Source organism: Marinobacter alexandrii, from assembly GCA_039984955.1.
Lineage (GTDB): Bacteria > Bacteroidota > Bacteroidia > Cytophagales > Cyclobacteriaceae > Ekhidna.
The window spans coordinates 2300814-2324158 of record JBDWTN010000007.1; the positions used below are offsets into that span (position 1 = coordinate 2300814).

Consider the following 23345-nt stretch of genomic DNA (forward strand, 5'->3'; position numbering starts at 1 on the left):
ATGGACTTAGAAAAATCAATTCAAAAATGGCTAAAAACCTTTAGAAAGCAACGAGCTTTTGACGAGGGAAATATTCAAGAAATGGAGGTTCACCTACGTGATCATATCGAAGATCTGATTGCTGAAGGGTTTGGCGAAAGTGAAGCTTTTGAAAAGGCTATTGGAGAATTCGGAGAAGTCCCTGTAGTAGCTAGAGAGGAGTATTCAAACATTAAACGAAAGACTTCCTTGAAAAGCATATTGTTTACAACGATGCTTAACAACTACTTCAAAACTACACTTCGGAGTATGATGAAGAATCCACTCAGCTCTTTCATCAACGTCTTTGGTCTTGCTGTTGCGATTGGTGTCTGCACTGTAGTCTACGCATTTATCGATTTCGATTACAGTATCGATCGACATCATACAAACGAAAATGAGATTTATCTGGCTACATTTTTCATTGATAGAGATGGCAAGGAAGATCATTACGGGTTAAGCCCCGCTCCTTTGGGAAGTATGCTGGAGCAGGACTTTTCTACCATTAAAAGTGTATGTAGAATTAAGCGCGGCGAAGCGATTGTAAAATATGATGACAAAGTTTTTAATGAAAGCATACGTTTAGTAGACCCAAGCTTTTTAGAGTTTTTCACTTTCCCATTAAAATGGGGGGAATCCGCATCTTTAAAGGATGTAAACAGCGTGATTTTAAGCGAATTCATGTCTAAAAAATATTTCGGGGACACGAATCCGATAGGACAGCAACTTTTGATAAAATTCACAGAAACAAAGAGCAAAACCTTCACAGTCTCGGGTGTAGCGGAAAAATTTCCTAGAACACGTGCGGTTACTTTTGACTTTCTTATCAACCTTGAAAACTACGATTACTTCAATAGCTCCTTCGATTTTTCTGATTGGAGTGAATTTGTAGCAGCCACACTCATTTTTGTGCCAAACCCAGAGGATATTAAAGAGATTTCTTCTGGCATGCAGAAGTATATAACTCTCCAAAATGAGAAAGAAAGAGATTGGGCTATAAGCTCTTCAGAATTGATAAAACTTAAAGATTTACACTTTAGATCCAGAGATATTCAAAAAGATATTTCACATGATAATTTTTACGAAGCTCGGGTGATTCTACCGATCATCGGGATATTCCTGATTGTTTTAGCCTGTTTTAACTATATAAATATTGCGGTAGTTTCTGCAGCTAAAAGATTAAAAGAGATTGGAATAAGAAAGGTTATAGGAGCTAATCGCTCCAAAGTTATTAGCCAATTTCTGACAGAAAATATAATACTTACACTTTTTGCCTTAATCATTGGAGTGTTGTTGGCATTTACTGTAATGCTCCCCTGGTTTAATGGTATTTCCAGCATAGGGTTATCCCTTTCGATATCCGATTACAAACTTTGGTTTTTCCTAACAGGTCTTCTTGTTTTTACAGGAGTTGTATCAGGAATTTACCCAGCATTCTATATTTCAAAGTTTCCTGTTGTTTCCATCTTTAAGGGGTCTGTAAGATTCGGAAAGAAGAATTTGTTGACTAAGGTGTTTTTGGCTTTTCAAATTATACTGTCTTGTGTCGGCATTACCGTTGCAGTTATGTTCACCCAAAATAGCAGTTATCAAAATCAGCGTGGCTGGGGATATGATCAGCGAGGAGCTATGTATCTATTTGTTTCCAATGAATCCGGATTTAGACAATTACAAGCTATACTTTCCCAAGATCCGGATATTACTCATCTATCAGGATCAAGCCATCACTTAGGAAATTCACGTGGATTACAAGTCGTATGGGATGAAAATCGGGAATATGAAGTATCAGAACTAGCAGTAGACGCGAATTACTTTGAGACAATGGGGCTTTCCATAATAGAAGGAAGTGGTTTCGATGCTGGTACAAATACTGATCAACGTTCAATTATTATTAATGAACTTCTTGTTGAAAACCTCGAAATCGATACACCAATTGGTTACCAATTAAAGATTGATAGTGTCAATTACACAATAGTTGGTGTAGTCAAAAACTTTCATTTTAATAATTTCTATTATGAAAATGAACCATCAATTTTCACAAAAGCAAAAGGAGAAAATTATCGATTTCTGACTGTCCGATCTCTAGCAGGAAAAGAAGAAAAAGTCTATCAAAATATGCGCAAGCAATGGGCTGAACTCTTTCCAGAAACTCCCTTTAGGGGTGGCTATCAAGAAGATATCTGGGGAACCTTTTATGAGGAATTAGATATCCAAAGGGTATTCACAAGAAACATTGCATACATTTTCATCATTCTTACAGGACTTGGCTTATATGGTTTGGTGTCTCTAAATGTGGCTGGGAGAATCAGAGAATTCAGTGTTAGAAAAACCTTAGGTGCAGGGGCGAAGCACATAGCATACGGCATCATTAAGCAGTATATTTTGCTTGCTACCGTTGCATTACTTTTTGGAGCTCCTATTTCTTATGTTTTGGCAAAAGCCAACCTCGACATGATGTATCCAGACCCAAGACCATTTGGGGTTGACAGTGTATTCATAGCAGTCACAATTCTATGTTCAGTACTCATAAGTGTCATGTTAATGCAAGTAAGAAGGGTTACTAAATCGAACCCTGTGGAAGGGCTAAAAACAGAATAAATACAAATGGAATTTAAATTGAATACCAAGCTTCATCGCTATGGTTTTGTGCTCTTCACGTTATATGCTTGGGTACTTATAGCCTGGGATTATTTTCACGATGGAGTTTCCACTCATTACCTATTACATGATGAAAACATGCCGGGGATTTCCAATTGGTGGGGCGCACTGATTATCCCAGTTCTGTCATACATGACACTTTCTCGAATACAAAAAAGGCAAAATGAATATCCCTCTGAATCTAATAGGAAGATCTTTATTAGATTCATTTTGTCACTTGTTTTTGCTTCCGCACTTTCAATTTCCTTCTTTTATAGCCCAGAGTTGATTGATTATGGCATGATTGCCATATTTGTTATATCATTTGGAATTCCTCTATATAAAAGTGAGTACTTACTTGGGTTTGTCATCGGTGCGATGTTCGCCTTCGGAGCTTTCATTCCGACTTTGGCTGGCTTGATTTTAATAGGCATTTATTTCCTGTTCTATACTATTGGGAAAAAGAGTTTAACGCTAATATTTAAAAAGTAATCATAGTGTAACTGTAATCTGATATTTAGAAAATTTATAAAATAAAATTGAGTAAAATTTAAAAAGTGATATGTTGGAGAACCCCAAATTGAACATCAAAATTAAGCTTTCGGCTTTATGGACATCAGTAGTATTCTGCTATTTATATGGCGATTATTTTGAATTATACGTGCCAGAAAAAGTTGATAGTCTTATAACGGGAGTCAACGTATTGGACAGTCCAACCAAGTTACTAATTGCCTCAATAATCTTAGCAATTCCCTCTCTAATGATTGCTTTATCAATTCTACTGAACCCAAAAGTGAATAGATTTCTAAATGTATTTTTTGGAATTGTATTTACATTGATGATGGTATTCATAGGTACCAATTCCCTAACTCCTTGGTATAGTTTTTATGTATTCTTCGCATTTCTTGAAAGCGTGATAACCTTTTCAATAGTGTTTCTAGCCTGGAACTGGCCTAAGCAAGTAATAAATTCAGACGGATAGATATGACATCAAGAAATAAAAATGCTAGACTAGCAGGAATACTATACTTAATACTAATAATAGGTGGAATTATAAGTCTTGCATACATTCCTTCCCAGCTAATAGTCCGTGAAAGTGAATCTAAAACATTTGAGAACATAACAAATTCTGAACTGTTGTTCCGCTTGGGAATAGTAAGTGGTATTATCACTTTTCTTATCTATATACTTCTACCATTGGTTTTGTATAAGCTATTAAATCAAGTAAATAAGGCTTATGCAAGTCTTATGGTAATATTTGCACTGATAAGCGTTCCAATCTTTTTTGTTAATATTTTGAATAAATTTTCAGTTTTAACACTGATCAATAAAAAATCTTTTTTGCAAAAGATGGGGGAAGTTGAACTTCAAACACAAGTGATGTTTCATATTGACAGTTACAATAATGGACTTGAATTATCACAAATATTTTGGGGACTCTGGCTATTTCCTTTTGGCTATTTGGTTTATAAATCAGGTTTCCTACCAAAAATCCTTGGAATACTCTTAATGGCGGGCTGTTTTGGCTATTTAATTACTTTTTTTGGAAGTTTTCTATACCCAGATTTCAACGAGACAATTCTATCCAATATTGCTGGATATCCTGCGCCTCTTGGCGAAATCGGGATTTGTTTATGGCTTTTAATAATGGGAACAAATAGATTAAGAGGAAATAAAAAATTGGAGATCAAACAACACGAATAGAAGATCTTTTTCCTTACCTATTTAAGCTTGATCAAAGTAAAGTATCTGGATCAAATGAATATTTATTCTATAAAGTAGAACATATTATTTTTGCTTCCGTATATTTGTTCTATTAAATAGAATAAATCATGTCGAAAGATCATTTAGGCGAACTAGAAGAGTTGATTTTACTGATCATTGTGATGCTAAAGGAGGAGGCTTACGGTCTAGCTATTAGAAAGGCGCTCAAGGATCAGGCAAATCGGAATGTAACTATTGGAGCAATACACGCTACAGTAAATCGCTTGGAAAGCAAGGGGTTTATCGGATCGAGCATGGGTGGAGCTACCGAAGAACGTGGTGGAAGGCGTAAGCGAATATTTACCATTACGGCCTCCGGAAAAAACGTACTCCAAAAGAGCCGTGATGTCAAAGTAAATCTTTGGCAGCAAATTCCTGAACTATCAATTGAAAACTCATAGCGATGGCAGCTTCAAGACCTCCCAAATTTGCAGATCGGCTCCTAGGTTGGTTTATCAAAGGTGATGTGCTGGAAGAGGCACTTGGCGACCTGTATGAGTACCATGATGAGATGGAAGGACGGTCTTCATGGAAAAGAAAACTGTTCTACTGGTTTCATGTATTTCAGTTTCTCAGACCTCAACTAGTCAAGTCATTGATGCCTAAAAATCAACGCTTTTTCTGGGAAATGATAAACTTTAACTCCAAAATAGCACTTAGAACATTGCTAAATAATAAGTTGGTATCGATCACAAGTATGACCTGTCTCATATTAGGATCCCTTTGCTTTCAGCTTATTTATACTTGGTTTTACAATGAATTGAGTACCGATAAGTTCCACACCAAAATAGATCGGGTTTACATGGGTGTGGCACGTACAAACCCCATGGCAGATCTAGCCCCAGTCAGTCTTCAAGCATTCTTTAACCTGGATTATGATCAATTTCCGGAAATAGAAAATAAACTAGTGCTGCATGTCTACAGAAAAGATGAAATAAAATTTATTGCCGGCCAGCGAGAGTTTACAGGAAAAGGACTCATTACAGATAGCACATTCTTTGACTTCTTTGATTTCAAGATATCCCAAGGAACCAAGAATTTAACAGATCCTTCTGGTATTATCATTACTCAATCATTTGCCAATCGAGTTTTCGGAAAAACCAATCCAATTGGGAAATCGGTAAAAATTAGATGCGATCAGGAAGGTACTTACAAGATTGTTGGTGTTCTGGATAAAATCCCATCCAATAGCTCTATCTATTTTGACTTTATTGTTCCAAAACATTCTCAGCAATTTTGGAGAAGAATACCCCTAGATTTAATATTGACCTCTCCTCATTTTGATTACACTGCTTTCAATAAAAAAGTGGCATTTATGGGAAGAGAATCCGTTGATCGATTTCCAGAGAGTTTGTTGAGTGTGGTTCCTTTTACGGATCTATATTTTGAAAAAACGGCAGAATCTATCTTACTCAATAAGTATGGTAGTAAGGACAGTGTCTACACCATGATTTTTATAGCCATAATGATCTGGGTAATTACGCTATTAGGGTTCAATAACCTTCAATCTACCTTACAATTATCTTCAGCAAAAAAGCATGGCATTAAGCAAATCATCGGAGCAACAAAAGGAGCACTGATCAATGAAATAGTTTTAATGAGATTTTATATGCTGCTGATTGGAGTACTAGTCTCATTCTTTCTTTTTCAATTTATTTTCCCATACTACAGTGCCTTCATGGAGTTTGAAATCGATCATGTTTTGACCGATGATTTCTTATCCATTTTGGGCGTTTCCTCACTCTTTTTGATTATTTCAACAATTATTTCTGTTCTTCAAATCAATGGCATCAAAGCAGATCAAGCAGTTACTAATACAACTAATTTGTTTAGAATCTCTAAACTGCAACGCGGACTTGTGATTACGCAATATGCAATCACAATCATATTGATGATTACCACTTCGGTGGTTTTTATCCAGTATAACTACATGTCCAATAAAGATCCTGGAGTTAAAGTTGATGATATTGTTAGCGTAGATTTTTTTGAAATCCAAAGCAGAAACTTGAGTGAAGATCAGCTAAGAAGCTTTGATTTTGTGCAAAATTCTTTAAGCCAAAGTACACTAGTAAAAAATTACTCGCAGGGAGATATGCCCATTGGTTCTAAAGTCAAAGTATCCTCTTGGAGCAGAGTAGGAGAAGGATTTGATTATGCAAGTGAGAATATCATGACCGTTGATACGGGATATGATCAGCTTTTAGGACTAAAGCTGATTGAAGGTCGTTTTTTCTCTGACTCTCTAGATCAACCCCGCCAACAAAAGGTTGTCATCAATAATGCAGCAAAAAAATATTGGCAGATAGATAATATTCAAAATGCAAAACTCTCTAGTAATACAAGTGGAAGACAAGAATATGAATTTGATATAATTGGAGTAGTTGAAGACTTCCACTACGAACATCTATCAAATAAGATAAAACCGTTAGTTCTTCGATACAGACCATATCCTGATGAGAGCTTTCTCATTGAGTTGGTGGAAGGCAGAGAAAAAGAAGGTCTGAATTTTATTGAGGACCTATTTAAAGAAGTGAATCCAATAGGAGGTTTTGACTACCAACTATTATCGAGTGAGGTTGAAGAACAGTACCTATCTGAAAAGAGGTTGAGAAAAGTATACTTTTCGTTTACACTTGTTGCTCTAGTGCTATCCAGTATCTGTTTATTAGCATTTTCTTTCTACGAAGCTAATAGAAGAACAAAAGAGGTAGGCATCAGGAAAGTAAATGGTGCCACAGCGAAAGATGTATTTGGCCTGCTCAGTTTTTCATTCATGAAAATCATACTTCTGGCCATCTTGATTGCAGCTCCATTTAGCTGGTACTTTATCCAAAAATGGATGGATAGATTTGCTTATAGAGCAGCTATTGATTGGTGGGTTTACCTTTTGGTGTGCTTATTCGCAATTTTAACCGCACTAGTTGTCACCATGTGGCAGACAATCAGTGTAGCCAAAAAGAACCCAATCCATAGTCTTAGATACGAATAGAATTTTAATCAATACCTTATGAAATCAAGAATTACACTTTTAGTGCTGTTTATAGTTGGCACTGCTTTGCAGAGTTATGCTCAATCGAATCAAAAGTATTTCCGACAAATATCATACAATCATGTGTCCCCGCATGTAGAGATAAGAGGGATTTATGAAATAGAAAAAGAAGAATCGGTAGATGAATCCCACTATATTTTTTCCTATGATGACGAAAGAAGGCTAGTAGAGATCGTAAATAATCACTATGCTACGGAGAGGCGTCATCCTCTCACCACTTTAGGAGCTTATAAAACAGTTGTTGAATACAGCTCTAACAAGCAGACCTGGACCTATTTTGACAAAAATGGAAACGCCATAGAAAATGATCGCCAAGTTTTTAAAGAGGAATTTCTTATAGATAAAAGAGGCTTCAGATATGAGTTGAATTTTTATGATGCTGCTGATCAACCTATGGAAAGCATGTGGAAGATTTCGAAGTACACATGGAAGAAACATAAAAATCTGGTGATTGAAAAACGATTCAATGTCAATGGTGATGAAGTGAATGTCTCCCCATATTTCCCTTTTGGAACCTCAGGAATAGAGTATACAAAAAAGGGCTATCCAAAAGCTCATCACAATCTGGATGATGAGCTTAACATTGTGAATAATGTGCATGGCCTGGCAAGCTATAAAGATGAGTATGATGAATTTGGCAATCATAAGAAATGGTCATACTATGATGCCTCGGATAAATTGATTAAAAATCAATGGGGGTATGCTTACGCAATAAAAGAGTACGACAATAAAGGGAATCTCTTAAACTGGAATACCTATGATGAAAATGATGAATTGATGCAAGAGAGAAAGATGGTTACCAATGTGAAAGTCCAGATTCCAAAACCGGCAACTAAGGACGATTCGCTTGAAATTGAAACGGTATCTAAAGGCTATTTAGAATCACTTCAAAACCTTGATTCCGTTCAGATGAAAAGGGTAATGCATCAGCAATTAGCCAAGAGGACGATAGCGTACGATCGAAGAATGCAAACGGAGAACATAAGGGAAACATCTTACGATCAGATGGTGGAGTTCTCTAAATCATGGAATAAAAGTGGAAATAGATTTCCATTCAACCCTTCCAATAAAGCGATTATTCTTGATGTTTACGATCGAATTGCTACAGTAAAGCTAGTATCCGATAATTGGATTGAATACTTGCACCTCACTAAAATTGAAGGCGAATGGAAGATCACTAATCTATTATGGCAACATAAAAATATAAATGCATATTCCAATTTTGGAAAATAACAATAATGTAAAATAAACTTTACATTTAGTAAAACATTTTTAACTTACTGTTCGTAATACTTTACATTGAGTAAAGAAAAACGTACAACTACTACTGTTAAAAATGGACTATCACGAAAGAAAAAGTATTGTTAACATGCTCAGTACAGTCATAGTACTGGGCATTTATTATTGGTCCGTATTTGAGCGCTTCAGCAGTGAGGTTATGAATACAGATGAGCAGCTACAGTTTTGGGCTAAAGCAATTTTAATTGCCATCCCAATTTCCATCGCTGCTAAAATTGTGGTGATGATCATTTTTGCCATCGGCGATTATGTAATCACGAAGGAAAAGATCCCATGTTTTGAGGATGAAAGAGATAAGCTTATTGAATTGAAATCAACTCGAAATTCTTACTTTATTTTCGGGGCAGGATTCTTCATCGCACTTGTTGTTCTCGCTTTTGGCTACCCTCCAAAGTATATGTTTATCTCCCTGATTTTAGCTGGAGTAGGATCTGAAATTTTCGATAATCTTTCTAAACTTTATTATCACAGAAAGGGCGTATGAAAAAGAGTCAGCATAGCGTCACCAATAACATCCGTAAGCTCAGGTTTGAGCACGATGAAATGACTCAGCAACAGCTCGCTGATTCAGTCAAAGTAACAAGACAAACCATAGTGGCTATTGAAAAAGAAAAGTATTCTCCATCACTTGAATTAGCCTTTAAGATCGCTCACCTATTTAATACTCCGCTAGAAGAAGTCTTCTCATTTACACCAGCTAAAGATTAAATCCAATGAAATTATTTATTCTTAAAACAGACATAAAATCGAAAAGGCAATTGAACAGGCTTAAGCCTATTTTTCAACAAAATGAGCACATTTTTCGATGGTCCATAGACTTAGATGATATTGACAAAGTATTAAAAGTAGAGACTAATGAAGATTCTAAACAAAATGAGATGATTCAGCTGGTTCGAGATCAAGGTATTTATTGCGAAGAGCTACCAGACTAGCGATGATTAGCAAATCCTACCTTCGTAAAGTAATCCTGCAGTATCGAGTGCTTACCGATGGACTCATGTACGACCAGCGGAATGAGCAATTGTGTAGAGCTATTTTTGAATTTATAGAGTCTAAAAACATCAAGAAACTGCATACTTTTTTATCAATCGAAAAGAACAAAGAACCTGACATTTCACCACTTTTTAAAAGCTTTTGGAAGGAGGGAAAACAAGTAATTGTCTCAAAAACAGATTTTATGTTTAAGCAGATGCGACACTATCATCTAGATGAGAAAACAGATTTGGTAGTAAACAAAAAGGGCATACCTGAACCCTCAGATGCCGAGGAAACATCGCTTGAAGATTTAGACATAATTTTTGTTCCGCTTCTACTTTCGGATAGACTAGGTTACCGTATCGGATATGGTGGTGGATATTATGATCGATTGCTCGGAGAAACAAAAGCATTAAAAGTGGGGTTATCCTTATCACCTCCTGTTGACAGAATTATTCAAACAGAAAAATGGGATGTACCTTTGGATTACTTAATAACACCTTTTAAAACTTACCAATATGGCTAAAATCACACTAGGCGGAACAGACACAAATACAATAGGGGACTTACCTGCAGTCGGAAGTCAGGCACCAGATTTTCAATTGGTAAGAAAAGATATGAAGGATATCACACTTGCCAATTATCATGGTCAAAAAGTAATCATGAATATCTATCCAAGTATTGATACAGGGGTTTGTGCTATGTCAACTACAAAATTCAACCAAGAAGCTTCGAAACTTGACAATACCAGAATAATCTGTGTCTCCAAGGACTTACCTTTTGCTTTGAATCGCTATTGTGAGGCAGAAGGAATTGACAACCTGGACAACCTAACGAATTTCAGAGATGCAGGAAATTTTGGCAAAGACTATGGAGTAGAAATCACCGATGGAGCCTTCCAAGGATTAAATGCAAGAGCAATCGTTGTTGTAGATGAAGAAGGAAAGGTGGTATATAATGAGCTGGTTCCAGAGGTTGGTCAAGAGCCTAATTATGAGAAGGCTTTAGCGGCCGCTCAATAGTGCAAAGCAACCATTTGCCATCTTTGTACATTAAGTGTCTGTTAAGTTCGAAACAATTTGAGCTTTCGTACGTCTTTGGATAGATTATCACTTAAAAAACACCACTTTGAAGAAAATACTACTGCTACTGGCAGTCCTTCCTTTATTCCTTCATGGCCAGGAAAAAAGCACGATTAGCGGATACGTAAAAGATATCGCTAATGGGGAAGCCTTGATAGGAGCTACTGTTCTTGTGAAAGAGCTTGAGACTGGTAACATTACCAATGTATACGGTTTCTACTCAATCACTTTACCACCTGGAGAATACACAGTTGAGTTTCGTTACATAGGATTTAATACACAGACAAAAACGATTAGTCTCAATGAAGATCTAAGGATAGATATGGAATTGAGCGAGGAAGAAACGCAACTTCAAGAGGTGGTGGTCACAGCCACCCCAGAGGATCAAAATGTTTCTTCCACAGAGATGAGTGTCGTAGAGCTTGATATAAAGACGGCAAGCAAGCTCCCAGTATTTGCTGGTGAGGTGGATATTATAAAGAGTATCCAACTACTTCCAGGTGTTAGTACGGTGGGAGAAGGTTCCTCTGGCTTCAATGTTCGAGGAGGTGGAGTAGGCCAAAACCTTATCTTGTTGGACGAAGCGCCTGTTTATCAGAGTTCTCACTTATTTGGCTTTTTCTCTGTATTCAACCCTGATGCAGTAAAGGATGTGAAGCTCTATAAAGGGGGGATTCCAGCCAAATATGGTGGACGGTTGGCATCAATTCTCGACATCCGAATGAAAGAAGGGAATTCAAAAGAATTTGATGTATCAGGAGGAATCGGTACCGTTTTTAGCAGACTCACCGTGGAAGGTCCCATCAAAAAGGATAAAGCTTCGTTTATTGTAGCAGGCCGAAGATCTTACGCAGATGTTCCTATCAAACTTTTAACTGATGTTTTAAGTGATGGTGCCGGATTATTTTTCTATGACTTCACGGCAAAAACCAACTACAACATCAATGAAAATAATAGAATCTTTGCTTCAGGATATTTTGGAAGAGATGTATTCAAGTTTGATGCTCTGCAAGGATTTAACTGGGGCAATCAAACTGCCTCGATAAGATGGAATCATCTATTCAATGATCGTTTCTTCAGCAACTTTACTGCCTTCTATAGCAACTATGACTATGCATTTGCCTTTGGTTCTACGGAAGACGACCAATTTGATTGGGAGTCTAAGATACAGACCGTAAACTTCAAGCCTTCGTTTTCTTATTTTCTTAATCAGAATAATGAGTTGAGTTTCGGAGGTGAGTTGCTTTATTACACCTTTTTCCCAGCTAATGCCACAGGGGTCAGTTCAGGAGAAGTTATTGACCTCACGTTAGATAAGAAAAATGCACTGGAAGCAGGTATTTACGTATCCAACAATCAAAAAATTGGAGATAAATGGGAAGTTAATTATGGAGTTAGGTATTCTTATTTCAATAATCTGGGCCCTGGAAATAGGTTCACTTTCGGCGAAGTACTCCCTGGGGAGAGAAAACCTGTCGTAGATACCGTATCTGTAGGATCAAGCGAATCAATTGCGTCTTTTAACAATCTGGAACCACGATTTTCCATCAAATATCAACTAAACAATTCATCCTCAATCAAAGCGAGCTATAACCGAATGAATCAATACATTCATTTAGTTTCGAATACAGTCGCAGCTACCCCGATAGACGTTTGGCAACCAAGCACAAACAACATAGATCCACAACAGGGAGATCAGGTAGCTTTAGGATACTTTCGAAATTTCTCAAATAATAAGATTGAAACATCTGTAGAAACGTACTATAAATGGACACGCAACCAGCTTGATTACATAGATGGTGCTGACCTTTTTATCAATGAACTGTTAGAGGCAGATGTCCTTTCAGGAATTGGACGTGCATACGGTATCGAATTTTATTTAAAGAAGAATACCGGAAAAATCAACGGATGGCTTAGCTACACACTCGGAAGGTCAGAACTTAAAATTGATGGGATTAATGCTGGACTGAACAGTGTAGATAGAGAAGGAAGATGGTATCCTACACGATTTGATCAAACTCACAATCTGAAATTGGTTGGTAACCTTCAAATCAATGAAAGGAAAAACTTTTCAGCAGTATTTAGCTACGTCTCTGGTGCGCCAATCACTTACGCAATAGATCGTATTTATGTGGCTGGAAAAGTTATTCCAATTAATGATGGTAGCCGAAATGATGTGCGCTTGCGGGATTATCATCGTCTGGATGTTTCTTACACAATAGACTACAACAGAATTTCGAAAAAAGGGAAAAAGAGATCAAGTAGTCTGGTATTGTCTATATACAATCTATACAACCGCAAAAATGCGTTTGCCATAAACTTCCTACAGAATGATGAGCGAGTCGGATTTACGCAGATTAACAATCTTAATGTTCCTAACGAACGAGTAAATACTCAGGCTTTTGAGACTTCAATTCTGTTTTTCATTCTTCCATCTGTGACCTACAATTTCAAGTTTTAAAATGAAAAAATTAATATATACACTTACTCTGGCGGTTTGTTTTTATTCCTGTGAAACAGAAGTAACTCCGGACTTAGATGCATCATTGGGTGTTTTGGTGATAGATGCCTGGCTTACAGATAATGATCCCATTCAACACATCAATATTACCAGATCACAACCCTATTTTGATAATTCGCTTCCTGAAAAAGTGCCAGGAGCAACAGTCACAATAAGAGATCTTACAGACACATCTATTGAATATATATTTGATGAAGAAGAGGATCGTTACACGTGGGAAAGTACTGATGGCTCTACCCTCGGAGTAGTGGGTCATACATATGAATTGACAGTCATTTTAGATGGAGCCTCCTACACTTCTGTAACAGAACTTAACCCTGTGCCTCCTGTTGATAGCCTTACATTTAGATTGGAGGAAGGAAATGCCTTTTTTGATGATTTGTTCTTTGCTGAACTCTTCGCAACAGATCTTGAAGGAACTGACAATACATACTGGATTCAGACATGGAAAAATGGTAGATATCTAGGGAAGCCGGAAGAGATTAACATCGCTTATGATGCTGCTTTTGGCCCTGCTGCAGATAATGATGGTGTGCAATTTATTCAGCCTATCAGAGATTTGATCAGCCCTTTTGAAGTAAATAAAGATGATGAAGTATTATCTCCGTATAATCTGCCTCAAAGATTGCTTGTTGATAATGATACCATTTTCAACGATAATGGATCCATTTATGGAGTTATTGAAAACAACACAATCTTTTTTGAAAATGCTAAAGTTGCGGAGGATTTTGAGTCCGTATCATTAGATGATGACCAATATCGGCTGATGAATGACTCCCTTTTTATACAAGGAGATTCAGTATATGCTGAGATTCATTCCATTTCAAATGATGCCTATTTTTTCCTAAATCAGGTAATTATTGAAACGAATAGAGAGGGAGGTTTTGGAGCTCTGTTTGCAACTCCCCTTGCAAATGTCTCTACTAACATTGTGCCCCAGAGTACTGATAATACAGTTGCTGGTTTTTTCAATATTGCATCTGTCTCCTCTGCTGGAAATAGATTAGAAAATGAAGAGCAGATCAGAATTATCGAATAGCATTCAATTAAGCGAAATACTAGATTAACCACGTTAAAGCGCAATTTTAATTGTATAGAATTGTTAGCATCCAAGAAAAAATATACGATTACCATACGTGAAGGAGCGTGGGAAAGAAGATTTGGAGCGGTGGAGATGGGCCTAGTGAGCAAAGGCTTTTAATCTTCCGCCAGGCGGCCCTGTTGCCTTTTTTGTTACTTTTTTCGTCAAGGAAAAAAACGGTCCGCCGCTGCGGTAAGGAGAGAAATGCTAGGAAATGTTGTCTTAATGTAGGAGGGTGATTTTTGATTCAGGACAAAAAACTTATCTAAAGATTTCGGAGTATTTAAAACAAAATTTTTAGTCGAATGACAGTACGATAAATCCACTTGACCTGATAGCCTCGTAGGTAGCTTGAATTTTAAAACACTAAAAAATTTAAACACTATGAGAAAATTAGTTTTATCACTAGGCCTTGTTATTACAGCTGCCTTAGTGATTGTTTTGGTGGCCGCTGACCACATAGACGCTCCAGCGGTAGGTACACTATCGGAGGGAAGCACAGTAAAAGACATCACCGATTACTATGCTTTTGAGAGTCCGTCAAACTCGAACAACTATGTGTTTGTTTGTAATGTTGCCGGACTAAGTTCTGAAACATCATTTAGTGATGATGTCATGTATGAGTTTAACATTGACACAGATGCAGACAATGTTGAAGATCAATTAATTCAGGTTTTCTTTAGAGATGGTCAAGCCATTACTTATGGAGTAGTTTCAGCTTCATCACAAACTGGACTAAGCAGTGAAATAGTTTCTGGGACTAACAGAGTAGCTACAAACGTTTCGAGCTCAGCTACAGTTGGTGGAGTTCAGCTCTTTGCAGGTCTTAGAGATGATCCATTTTTTATGGATCTTTTCCAATTTATCAATATTGTGAATGGTGTAGGAGCTTCTTTAAGTGACGATACCAATACTGGGATTTATGATCCTGAAAGAGATTCTGATCCTGATACAGAAGGTATTCAACCTTACCCTGCTTCTTTCAAGTCGGCCACAGATCCTACGGACGCAGCTGCTGATGCACTTGCTGGAACAAATGTACTTTCAGTAGTTGTAGAGGTTCCTAAAAGCGATATTGGAGATACAGATGGAAAGTTTACATCGTGGGTGGAAGCCAAAGTAGGCCAGTAATTTTTTGAACATTTATAAAGAAAAGAACTATGAAAAACATATTTAAATTATTCATGATTTTGGCGGTAGGAGCTACAACACTTGTTGGCTGTGGCGATGATGATAGTACTACGCCGGAAGAATTAGAAGCTACATTAGGTGCAGACTTAACTGTAGAGATAGAAACGACAGTTACTTTAGATGCAACCGCAACAGTTGGAACAATTTCAACTTTCGAATGGATGGTGACCGATCCTGATGGTACTGAAGTATCATTAGATGGCGCAACCACTTCTTCCCCCTCTTTCATTGCAACAAAAGGAGGAACATATGATGTAGACCTTACCGTAGCATCCTCGACTGGTGTAGAATCTACAGCTATGGGATCAGTGATTGTGGAAAATCCAAGCTATGAAACAGCTGACCAAATGGGCCGTCCAGCAATCAATACTGTCTTCAACTTTTTCGGAACAGCCGAAGTAAAGAATGGATACAACGAAACCCTTCCTTCTAATGGCTCTGACGATGCTACAGCTTTTGCAGGAATTTTGGATGCACTTCAAACATACATTGGATTAGATCCAGAGCAGTTTGAGAATATCCTAGGAATAGGAAATGATGCACTTGCTGGTGTTTTGGCGGTAGATGTGCTACAGTCTGACAAAGGATCTGCTACTGCATATGGATCCCTTAATGGACGTGCTCTGGCAGATGATGTTATCGATGTAACATTGACCCTGGCTTTCGGCGATCAATCAACAGCAGGTGAAGCAAATGCTGTGAAAGATGGGCTTGTATCGGACAATGTAGGTGCAAATGATAAATCATTTACTAACAGTTTTCCATACTTGGCTGATCCTCACTAATTAATTACTGAATTTGTTAAGAAGGTGTCTCAAAAGCCACATAAACGTCATAGCGAACAAAGTGAATCGGATCGCCGAAGCGACTATCTCAAATGCTCTAGCATTTTTCTATCATTAGATCGCTTCGGTTCCCTGCCTTTGCAGGCAGGCTCGCGATGACGATTTTGAGACACCCTCTTTTTTCAATCACAAAAACCAATGCTATGAAATCGTTTTTACATCTATCAATACTTATTATTCTAATGGCTTGTGCGAAAGAGGAACAAAGTGCAATAAGCCAAAAAGAAGACTATTCACCCTTTCTAAATATTGCCAACGAGGACACAACACATCTCATCAAACGAGTCTCTCTTTGGAAGGGAAAAATTGAAAATCAACCAAAAGGTTTTATCTATTACGAGAAGCTTGGAGGAATCTATAATCAGTTATTTGAACAAACAGCTGAGGTAGAGTATTTACACAAAGCAAAAGAGTCTTTTACGCAAGCAGAAAAACTTACAAGAGGGAAATGGAAAATCTCAAGCTTACTCAGTTTGAGCAGTCTTTCTATAAAAAAACACGATTTTAAATCAGCAGCAAATTATGCAGTGAATGCACGAGAAATTACCAATGAAAAGTTCGGTGCTTTAATGATGCAATTTGATGCTGAAATGGAACTTGGTAATTATAAAATGGCAGGGGCTATTTTAAGAGAAAACAAGCGTTTTGATTCCTTTGATTACCTCGTTAGACTTTCAAAATTCAAGGACTATGAAGGCGATTTAGATTCTGCTATTCATTATATGGAAAAAGCTGATATCGGTTTATTCAAGTATCAAAAAGGGAAAAAATTGTGGGTGACAGCAAATCTGGGAGACATGTATGGACATGCAGGAAGGGTAAAAGACTCCTATAAAAAGTACCTCGAAACTCTTTCGATGGATTCTACATACGATTATGCACTCAAAGGAATAGCCTGGGTGGCTTATTCAGCGGATAAAAATGTAGATGATGCAAAAAAAATAATTATGGCACTAGCAGATAGAAGACTAACACCCGACCTATATCTAAACCTGGCAGAGATTTATGCATTTGAAGGGAATACTGAAATGAAGGAGTTATATGAAGATTCTTTTCTGAAAGAAGTAGAAAAAGAAAAGTATGGAGATATGTACAACAAGTATTTAATATCAATATACAATGATCGAAAGATGTTTGAGAAGGCAAAGGGGCTTGCCCAGTTGGAAATCAATAACAGACCTACTCCCGCTTCCTATGATTGGCTTGCATGGACGCTATACAATCAAGGAGAATCCGATAAGGCGCTAAAAATTTACAAGGAAAATGTAGAAGGTCAAACATATGAGCCAGAAGCCCTGTATCATATGGGGACTGTGTATCATGAGATGGATCAAAAAGCAGGAAGAAAGCTGCTCGAAGAATCTTTAGAAGCAAGTTATGAGCTGGGACCACTCATAAGCTTAGAAATCAAAGAAAAACTGAATGGATAATTGCTATGAATTAAATCCGGCAATGGATTTAGTTCGTAAGTAGAATTAGACTGTTATCGTGCTCAGCACGATATATAGCTGGTTGGTGATAGATGACCCTGATTATTCAAATGATCAGGGTTTTTTCATTCATAATGAAATGTTAATGCCATCAAAAAGCGGATGACCATTGAATACATTTCGTATTTTTCTGCAACCTATAAAATCACGAGCTTGAAAAAACTTGTCGCCTTATTTTTAACCGCCCAACTATTTGGTTGTACTCAGGAGGAATCCAATCATCCTGTTTTTAAGTATTATCCTCCCAATGATGTGTTTGAGGAGGGTTTTGTCAATAAGTATTATCGTCATAATTACCCCAAAAATCAAGACGCTCGTGCAGCTACAGAGGTTACTTATTCAAGTTTAAGAAAAGAAGGCAATAAGATATTTATTGAAAAGTTCAATGCTGGATTTGAGTTAGCAGCGGTTACTGAGTTACGTGTTTCTGATAATGGTGATGTATTCACAGAGAAGCTAACTGATATTGTGAGAATGGATACTATCCCTATTGAAATCCTTAGCCCTGTTAGTTCAAGGTGGATTAACAATCAAGACGAACCTTATAAGATTCGATACTCATTTTCTGATAAATATTATCAGTTCACCGAAAGGCAGTTAAAAGTGTATGATACACTCATCGATGGAAAAGCTGCTAAAGTCTTTATAAAGTCTGGTGAGTATCTCAATGAAGAAACTGGTGAAGTAACCAATCGATTTATGGATACGACCACCTACTTAACAGATATTGGTTTTTTTGAATCCAGAGGCGGGAATGAAAACTATCGTTTTGAAACCGAGATGGTCGAGCAGATGCCACTCGATGAATTCAAAAAGAGAGCAAACCATGGAGAGCATCGAGTTGCATACATAGACCCTTCAAACACTTTAGAAAATGGTGAGCAATTCAAAATTTGTGGTCAAGAGAAATCCATTGCCGACTACTATAATTCTACGCCTGATGGAAGATACTTCCACGGAAAACGTGCTATGATGGATACCATCTTTGATAATCTGGATAGGGCTAAACTTTTTGATCAAAACGGTAGTCTGGTTTTTCGTTTTGTGGTGAATTGTGAAGGGAAGGCAGGGAGATTCATTGGGGAAGGTTACGATCCAAACTACCATCCAATGGAGTTCAATCCAGAAACTATTGACCACTTGTTCAGCATACTCAGGAAGCTGAAAGAGTGGAGAGCAGTAGTCATTCGAGAAGAAGCCAGAGACGCATATTTCTACATCAACTTTAAAATCGAGAATGGTGAAATCATCGATATACTTCCTTAGTGCTTGTTTAGCATTATGTTGTTCTTGCTCACAAAGAGAATGGTATAAGAAAGAGCTTTCTGATGAGGTGAAGAAAAGATATTCCCCTCAGGTAAGAGGAGGTAGGGCTTATTCTTATCAAGGCTCTGTTCCAGAACAATTTCAGCTGAAAGAAGCCATGATGCTGGATTCAACAGATGCAGACTTGTGGCGAGAATTTGGCACAGCTCGTGTAAAGCGAGGAATTTTGGATGAGATGTATTTCTTCTATGAAGAAGCAGTTAAAAGAAAACCTGAAAAATGGGCAGGCTTTAGAGGTTACTTGTACTTATACTTTTATCGAGATTACTACCGTGCAATTGCCGATTTTAATTTAGGCGATGAAGTAAATGGACAAGTGGAATACTCCCAAGGACAAAGTCATGATTACATGCGAGGAATCTGCTATTTTGGATTAAAGGATTATCCGGCTTCATACGACTTACTCTCGAAGTACATTGATAAAGTGACCAAGGATGAAGGCGAAGAATGGGTAGATGTGTATGCTATGCTTTATAGAGGGCTAACACTCATAAAAATGGATAGCCTGGATGAGGCTGTTATTGAATTTGATCGCGCTTTAAAGTATTATCCTACCCTTTCAGACTGCTTTTATCATAAAGCAAGAGTATATGTAGCAAGGGGTCAATTTGAATTGGCATTGGAGCAGTTGGAACTAGCAGAGAAATACCATAATCAAGGCTATTATCATCAAAGGCCGTATGTTGAGGTACTCGAGCAAATTTATATTCAAGACATTCAACAACTCAGAAATCAGATCTCTACCAGCTGAGTGCCGACTAGGCTGCTGCTTTAGTTCTAACGGATCTAAAAAGTAACTTTCTATGATTCATCGCTTGCTTATCTTCAATAGATGTTGTGTTAAAAGTAGAATTATCAGTAATAATTTTGAATTCAAAATTGCTCATTAGACTTAGGTCAAGTCCTACTTCCGTCATTTCATCATCTCTATTGGCATTCACCCTCCAATAGATTTTCATTTGTTTACCAAGTTTGTGTGCCTTGTTCATCAGTTTGATAATGGATAACAAATACTTGACAGTCGTGGTATTAAACATTTCCAGTTTAAAGCTTAGTATCAATTCAGATTGACTTTCGAGGAATTGATTGACTTTCAAAATCAGATCATCATATTGAGCGCTTACATTATCTGATACTGACCAACCTTTTAGTTCAACAAAATTGAGCTGCAAGTTGTAATTGATATGTAATAGTTTTTCTTCATATGGGAGACCTTTTATTTGAATGGGAGGTCTCTGATTTTGACTAGCTACTTGAAGATTCATAATGATGAGTTTTAATTTCTTAGCAAAGATTTAGAAATAATGAATCTTAGATGAGAGTGATTCTCTGATATAAAAAAATACGTGGATTACGTATTTCTCCAAGCATCACCACCCCAGCATTCGAAAAATAGATGAATTTCCAGGGTGATGATCCAAAACCTATAAGTCATATTTTATAGTAAACAAGCCATAGCGTTGCTGAATATTGTAAGAGTAAGTGCTGATCAAATTATCGCTAAAACTATCTCTACGTACAGATCGTGTATCTAGCAAGTTGAGACCTTGTGCTTTAAATTCCCATGGACTTTTCTTTTTCCGGTAGCTCAGAGAAAAGTCAAGCATATCAAAAGAAGTATCTTGATTTTGACCCTGATTGACATATTTATTAAAAGCATACTCTGTGTCAAAGCGGAATCCTTTGAACGTTAAAGTAGTACTCACATTTGGGCGATAGTTTACAAATTGGTTCGTGAATGAACCAGAGGTGTATCGATTGACTGACACTGTATACCCGGTTCGAACCGATAGTTTTTTGAAGAGTCTCGCAGACATATTTAGCCGATATTGGTGAGTGAAGTTATCATTTTGAATGATCTGGTTTTCAATCTGATTATTTAGCACCGTTTGTGCTACAGTTACTCTTCCACTTATCTTGAAATGATTAAAGCGCTTCTCCAGGTTTACATAACCGCTTGTTGTTTTGTTAGCCTCTGTAGCGTTGATAGAGGTGAGCAGATTCTCTACTCCACTTAGCTCTTGATTATTGGTGAAACCATCTTTGATATATTGAAAATTTAGCCCCCCACTTATGTTGAAAAAACTATACATGTTGAAGTTTCTATAGCTCAAGCTTACATTTTGCAATAGAGCTGGGTTTAATTGCGCATTTCCTGATACTAACGTATTATATCTGTTCAGTACAAATCCTTCTGAATAAGAACCTACACCATTGTATTCCAGTGATTGGCTATAGTTTAACTCGATATCGTGCGAGCTTCCAAACTCGTAACGTGCATTGAGCTGAGGAAAAAGGTATTGAGCTTCTTCTGAAGCTTCTACAGCACTTTGCACCGTATAACTGTTAAGACTGACGCCCGGACTTATAGTTAGACGTTCCCATTTTTTACGAAACCGCAGACTCACGAATCTATTAGTAATTTCAAGTTCTCCATCCAGCTCTTCTACTTCTTCTCGTTCATCATTTAGATTTGACGTCAGCGTTTGACGAGATAGATTTAGACCAAAAGAAGCGTTTATATGGGTAGTTTTATTAAGGATATAATAATAGTTAAATACGCCATCTATACGCCTGGATAAGATGTTTTGATCTTGAAATAATTGTAATGAATTAGTAGAGAGAAAATCGCTAAACAAGGGGAGTTGACTTGACAATAGCTGAACGGAAGGTGTTTTTTCTTTAGTATAGTTCAACTCTGCGGAAATAATGTTTTTCTCATTGAGCGCATTGAACATTCGCAGCTGATGAAGTTGACTTTGCGGGCCGCGTCCATTGTCTTCCTGAAGTAAATTATCACCTGATATAAGTTGTGAGTTTCGGATCATTGCCTGATCAATAGAGCTACGTTTACCAAAGAAAGTATAGTCTAGTTGCATGTTATAATTGGGAGTATACTTAGCAGAAAATCTCCCCAACCCAGATCTATTGGCAATAGAAGTGGCCGTAATTAATTGCTCTTGGGTTTGATCTTCTAGCTGAGGATATGTTCTCAGAGAGTTGGATCCGAGGGTAGCATCATTGTCAAAACCAATAACAAAGCCAGTGAATTGTAATCTATCCGATGGACGTGTAGTAAAGTTCAATGCACCAAGCTTGTTGGTAAGATCGCTGGCTGAATTTCTATCTGTCAAGGGAATGCCAATATCTCCAGCATTCATTCGAAATGATGTGCCATTACGAGATGCGAGAGAAGCCATTCCTCCTGACATTCGGAAGTAATCGTTTAACGTCAATGCCAGCTCACCTACATTATTGGCATCTCCTATGAAGTTTATACTGGTTTCTGGAGCGTAGTAAAATGTATTAGCATGACCAAAATATCGTTTTTCGGGACCCCCTCCAGCTTCAATATCACCAAAGACAATCCTTTTTTTGTCGGCTTTCAGTTCGATGTTAAGGGCTAATTGGTTATCGCTATTTAATCCTTGCATGGGCTGAATGTCATTGTAGTTCTGAAGTACTTGAACCCGATCTACTACATCTGCAGGGATGTTTTTGGTAGCTAACTTAGTATCTCCTTGGAAAAACTCCTTACCATCCACCAGCACTTTGTCCACCTTTTCTCCTTGCACCTCAATGTCTCCATTTTCTTTGATATCAAATCCCGGTAGCTCAGCTAGCACATCTTCTAGCTTTCGCTCATCGCCATTCGTAAAAGCCTCAGCTTTGTAGGAGATAGTGTCTCCTCTCACAAGTACAGGCATCTCAGCGACTACAGTTACTTCATCTAGTGAATTGACAGCCTCTTTCATGATAATCATGAGTGGATCATCTAAGGCCTTTTCTAGCTGTAAGTACTGGCTTATGGGTACAAATCCTACGTAAGTGACCTTGAGTTCATACACAATATTTTCTTGTAAGCGTAGCTGAAAGCCACCCTTGATGTCCGTCACAGCGAAGGCTTTCATTTCCTTAGTAGCAGTATCGATTGCCATTACATTAGCAAATGCGATGGGTGCATATGTTGAATCTCGTGTTTGACCCTTGAGGAAAATATGGTTCTGAGCCTTTGCTGTAAGTGATCCCAGCAAGCTCATTAAGCAAATAAGAATTAGTCCTTTCAT

General features: G+C 37.5%; 21 protein-coding genes. 18 read left to right on the forward strand and 3 right to left on the reverse strand.

Annotated features, from left to right (window positions below; all coding sequences use genetic code 11):
• Nucleotides 1-2616, forward strand: a complete 2616-nt coding sequence (locus ABJQ32_16595) for an ABC transporter permease (GenBank protein MEP5291276.1) — start codon at nt 1-3, stop codon at nt 2614-2616.
• Between the two features lie 6 nt (nt 2617-2622).
• Complete coding sequence (locus tag ABJQ32_16600; GenBank protein MEP5291277.1) at nt 2623-3147, forward strand: hypothetical protein; 525 nt, start codon at nt 2623-2625, stop codon at nt 3145-3147.
• 153 nt (nt 3148-3300) lie between these two features.
• Here ABJQ32_16600 and ABJQ32_16605 read toward each other — a convergent pair whose 3' ends face one another.
• The gene (locus ABJQ32_16605) at nt 3301-3507 is read right to left on the reverse strand and encodes a hypothetical protein (GenBank protein ID MEP5291278.1); all 207 of its coding nucleotides are present in this window, start codon (nt 3505-3507) and stop codon (nt 3301-3303) included.
• 132 nt (nt 3508-3639) lie between these two features.
• Between ABJQ32_16605 and ABJQ32_16610 the strand changes: the two genes are divergently transcribed.
• The 16 genes from ABJQ32_16610 to ABJQ32_16685 all read left to right on the forward strand — a co-directional run bounded on the left by ABJQ32_16610 (nt 3640) and on the right by ABJQ32_16685 (nt 20029).
• The gene (locus tag ABJQ32_16610) at nt 3640-4359 is read left to right on the forward strand and encodes a DUF4386 domain-containing protein (protein MEP5291279.1); all 720 of its coding nucleotides are present in this window, start codon (nt 3640-3642) and stop codon (nt 4357-4359) included.
• 128 nt (nt 4360-4487) lie between these two features.
• Complete coding sequence (locus ABJQ32_16615; GenBank protein ID MEP5291280.1) at nt 4488-4820, forward strand: PadR family transcriptional regulator; 333 nt, start codon at nt 4488-4490, stop codon at nt 4818-4820.
• 2 nt (nt 4821-4822) lie between these two features.
• A complete protein-coding gene (locus tag ABJQ32_16620; GenBank protein MEP5291281.1) occupies nt 4823-7408 on the forward strand; it encodes an ABC transporter permease in 2586 nt (861 codons plus the stop codon).
• 18 nt (nt 7409-7426) lie between these two features.
• On the forward strand, nt 7427-8701 hold the full coding sequence (locus tag ABJQ32_16625) for a nuclear transport factor 2 family protein (protein ID MEP5291282.1): 1275 nt from the start codon (nt 7427-7429) through the stop codon (nt 8699-8701).
• A 103-nt stretch (nt 8702-8804) separates the two neighbouring features.
• On the forward strand, nt 8805-9251 hold the full coding sequence (locus ABJQ32_16630; GenBank protein MEP5291283.1) for a hypothetical protein: 447 nt from the start codon (nt 8805-8807) through the stop codon (nt 9249-9251).
• Nucleotides 9248-9475 (forward strand): helix-turn-helix transcriptional regulator, encoded by a 228-nt coding sequence (locus tag ABJQ32_16635; GenBank protein ID MEP5291284.1) that lies wholly within the window; start codon nt 9248-9250, stop codon nt 9473-9475. Before ABJQ32_16630 ends, ABJQ32_16635 begins: the two co-directional genes overlap by 4 nt.
• 5 nt (nt 9476-9480) lie before the next feature.
• A complete protein-coding gene (locus tag ABJQ32_16640) occupies nt 9481-9699 on the forward strand; it encodes a hypothetical protein (protein MEP5291285.1) in 219 nt (72 codons plus the stop codon).
• Nucleotides 9700-9701: 2 nt separating this feature from the next.
• A complete protein-coding gene (locus ABJQ32_16645; GenBank protein MEP5291286.1) occupies nt 9702-10268 on the forward strand; it encodes a 5-formyltetrahydrofolate cyclo-ligase in 567 nt (188 codons plus the stop codon).
• The gene (gene tpx / locus ABJQ32_16650; GenBank protein MEP5291287.1) at nt 10261-10764 is read left to right on the forward strand and encodes a thiol peroxidase; all 504 of its coding nucleotides are present in this window, start codon (nt 10261-10263) and stop codon (nt 10762-10764) included. The genes ABJQ32_16645 and tpx overlap by 8 nt, the downstream gene beginning before the upstream one ends.
• 106 nt (nt 10765-10870) lie before the next feature.
• The gene (locus ABJQ32_16655; protein ID MEP5291288.1) at nt 10871-13285 is read left to right on the forward strand and encodes a TonB-dependent receptor; all 2415 of its coding nucleotides are present in this window, start codon (nt 10871-10873) and stop codon (nt 13283-13285) included.
• Nucleotide 13286: 1 nt separating this feature from the next.
• Nucleotides 13287-14384 (forward strand): DUF4249 family protein, encoded by a 1098-nt coding sequence (locus ABJQ32_16660; protein ID MEP5291289.1) that lies wholly within the window; start codon nt 13287-13289, stop codon nt 14382-14384.
• Between the two features lie 426 nt (nt 14385-14810).
• Nucleotides 14811-15557, forward strand: a complete 747-nt coding sequence (locus ABJQ32_16665; protein MEP5291290.1) for a DUF4331 family protein — start codon at nt 14811-14813, stop codon at nt 15555-15557.
• 29 nt (nt 15558-15586) lie between these two features.
• Nucleotides 15587-16402, forward strand: a complete 816-nt coding sequence (locus ABJQ32_16670) for a DUF4331 family protein (protein MEP5291291.1) — start codon at nt 15587-15589, stop codon at nt 16400-16402.
• 203 nt (nt 16403-16605) lie between these two features.
• Nucleotides 16606-17892, forward strand: coding sequence for a hypothetical protein (locus ABJQ32_16675; protein ID MEP5291292.1), 1287 nt, complete (start codon nt 16606-16608; stop codon nt 17890-17892).
• Between the two features lie 213 nt (nt 17893-18105).
• Complete coding sequence (locus ABJQ32_16680; GenBank protein ID MEP5291293.1) at nt 18106-19218, forward strand: hypothetical protein; 1113 nt, start codon at nt 18106-18108, stop codon at nt 19216-19218.
• Nucleotides 19193-20029, forward strand: a complete 837-nt coding sequence (locus tag ABJQ32_16685; GenBank protein MEP5291294.1) for a tetratricopeptide repeat protein — start codon at nt 19193-19195, stop codon at nt 20027-20029. The genes ABJQ32_16680 and ABJQ32_16685 overlap by 26 nt, the downstream gene beginning before the upstream one ends.
• A 7-nt stretch (nt 20030-20036) precedes the next feature.
• Here the strand turns inward: ABJQ32_16685 and ABJQ32_16690 are convergent, their stop codons facing one another.
• Nucleotides 20037-20543: a SiaC family regulatory phosphoprotein gene (locus ABJQ32_16690; GenBank protein ID MEP5291295.1), complete on the reverse strand. Its 507-nt coding sequence runs from the start codon at nt 20541-20543 to the stop codon at nt 20037-20039.
• Between the two features lie 159 nt (nt 20544-20702).
• Nucleotides 20703-23345, reverse strand: coding sequence for a carboxypeptidase-like regulatory domain-containing protein (locus ABJQ32_16695; protein MEP5291296.1), 2643 nt, complete (start codon nt 23343-23345; stop codon nt 20703-20705).

Excerpts from the sequence above, each read along its gene's own strand:
- ABJQ32_16595 (MEP5291276.1), top strand. The coding sequence starts at position 1 with ATGGACTTAGAAAAATCAATTCAAAAATGGCTAAAAACCTTTAGAAAG.
- ABJQ32_16620 (MEP5291281.1), top strand. The coding sequence starts at position 4,823 with ATGGCAGCTTCAAGACCTCCCAAATTTGCAGATCGGCTCCTAGGTTGG.
- ABJQ32_16625 (MEP5291282.1), top strand. The coding sequence starts at position 7,427 with ATGAAATCAAGAATTACACTTTTAGTGCTGTTTATAGTTGGCACTGCT.
- ABJQ32_16645 (MEP5291286.1), top strand. The coding sequence starts at position 9,702 with ATGATTAGCAAATCCTACCTTCGTAAAGTAATCCTGCAGTATCGAGTG.
- ABJQ32_16660 (MEP5291289.1), top strand. The coding sequence starts at position 13,287 with ATGAAAAAATTAATATATACACTTACTCTGGCGGTTTGTTTTTATTCC.
- ABJQ32_16675 (MEP5291292.1), top strand. The coding sequence starts at position 16,606 with ATGAAATCGTTTTTACATCTATCAATACTTATTATTCTAATGGCTTGT.
- ABJQ32_16635 (MEP5291284.1), top strand. The coding sequence starts at position 9,248 with ATGAAAAAGAGTCAGCATAGCGTCACCAATAACATCCGTAAGCTCAGG.
- ABJQ32_16670 (MEP5291291.1), top strand. The coding sequence starts at position 15,587 with ATGAAAAACATATTTAAATTATTCATGATTTTGGCGGTAGGAGCTACA.
- ABJQ32_16615 (MEP5291280.1), top strand. The coding sequence starts at position 4,488 with ATGTCGAAAGATCATTTAGGCGAACTAGAAGAGTTGATTTTACTGATC.
- ABJQ32_16695 (MEP5291296.1), bottom strand. The coding sequence starts at position 23,345 with ATGAAAGGACTAATTCTTATTTGCTTAATGAGCTTGCTGGGATCACTT.
- tpx (MEP5291287.1), top strand. The coding sequence starts at position 10,261 with ATGGCTAAAATCACACTAGGCGGAACAGACACAAATACAATAGGGGAC.
- ABJQ32_16600 (MEP5291277.1), top strand. The coding sequence starts at position 2,623 with ATGGAATTTAAATTGAATACCAAGCTTCATCGCTATGGTTTTGTGCTC.
- ABJQ32_16605 (MEP5291278.1), bottom strand. The coding sequence starts at position 3,507 with ATGAATACCATCATCAATGTAAATACAATTCCAAAAAATACATTTAGA.
- ABJQ32_16630 (MEP5291283.1), top strand. The coding sequence starts at position 8,805 with ATGGACTATCACGAAAGAAAAAGTATTGTTAACATGCTCAGTACAGTC.
- ABJQ32_16640 (MEP5291285.1), top strand. The coding sequence starts at position 9,481 with ATGAAATTATTTATTCTTAAAACAGACATAAAATCGAAAAGGCAATTG.
- ABJQ32_16690 (MEP5291295.1), bottom strand. The coding sequence starts at position 20,543 with ATGAATCTTCAAGTAGCTAGTCAAAATCAGAGACCTCCCATTCAAATA.
- ABJQ32_16665 (MEP5291290.1), top strand. The coding sequence starts at position 14,811 with ATGAGAAAATTAGTTTTATCACTAGGCCTTGTTATTACAGCTGCCTTA.
- ABJQ32_16610 (MEP5291279.1), top strand. The coding sequence starts at position 3,640 with ATGACATCAAGAAATAAAAATGCTAGACTAGCAGGAATACTATACTTA.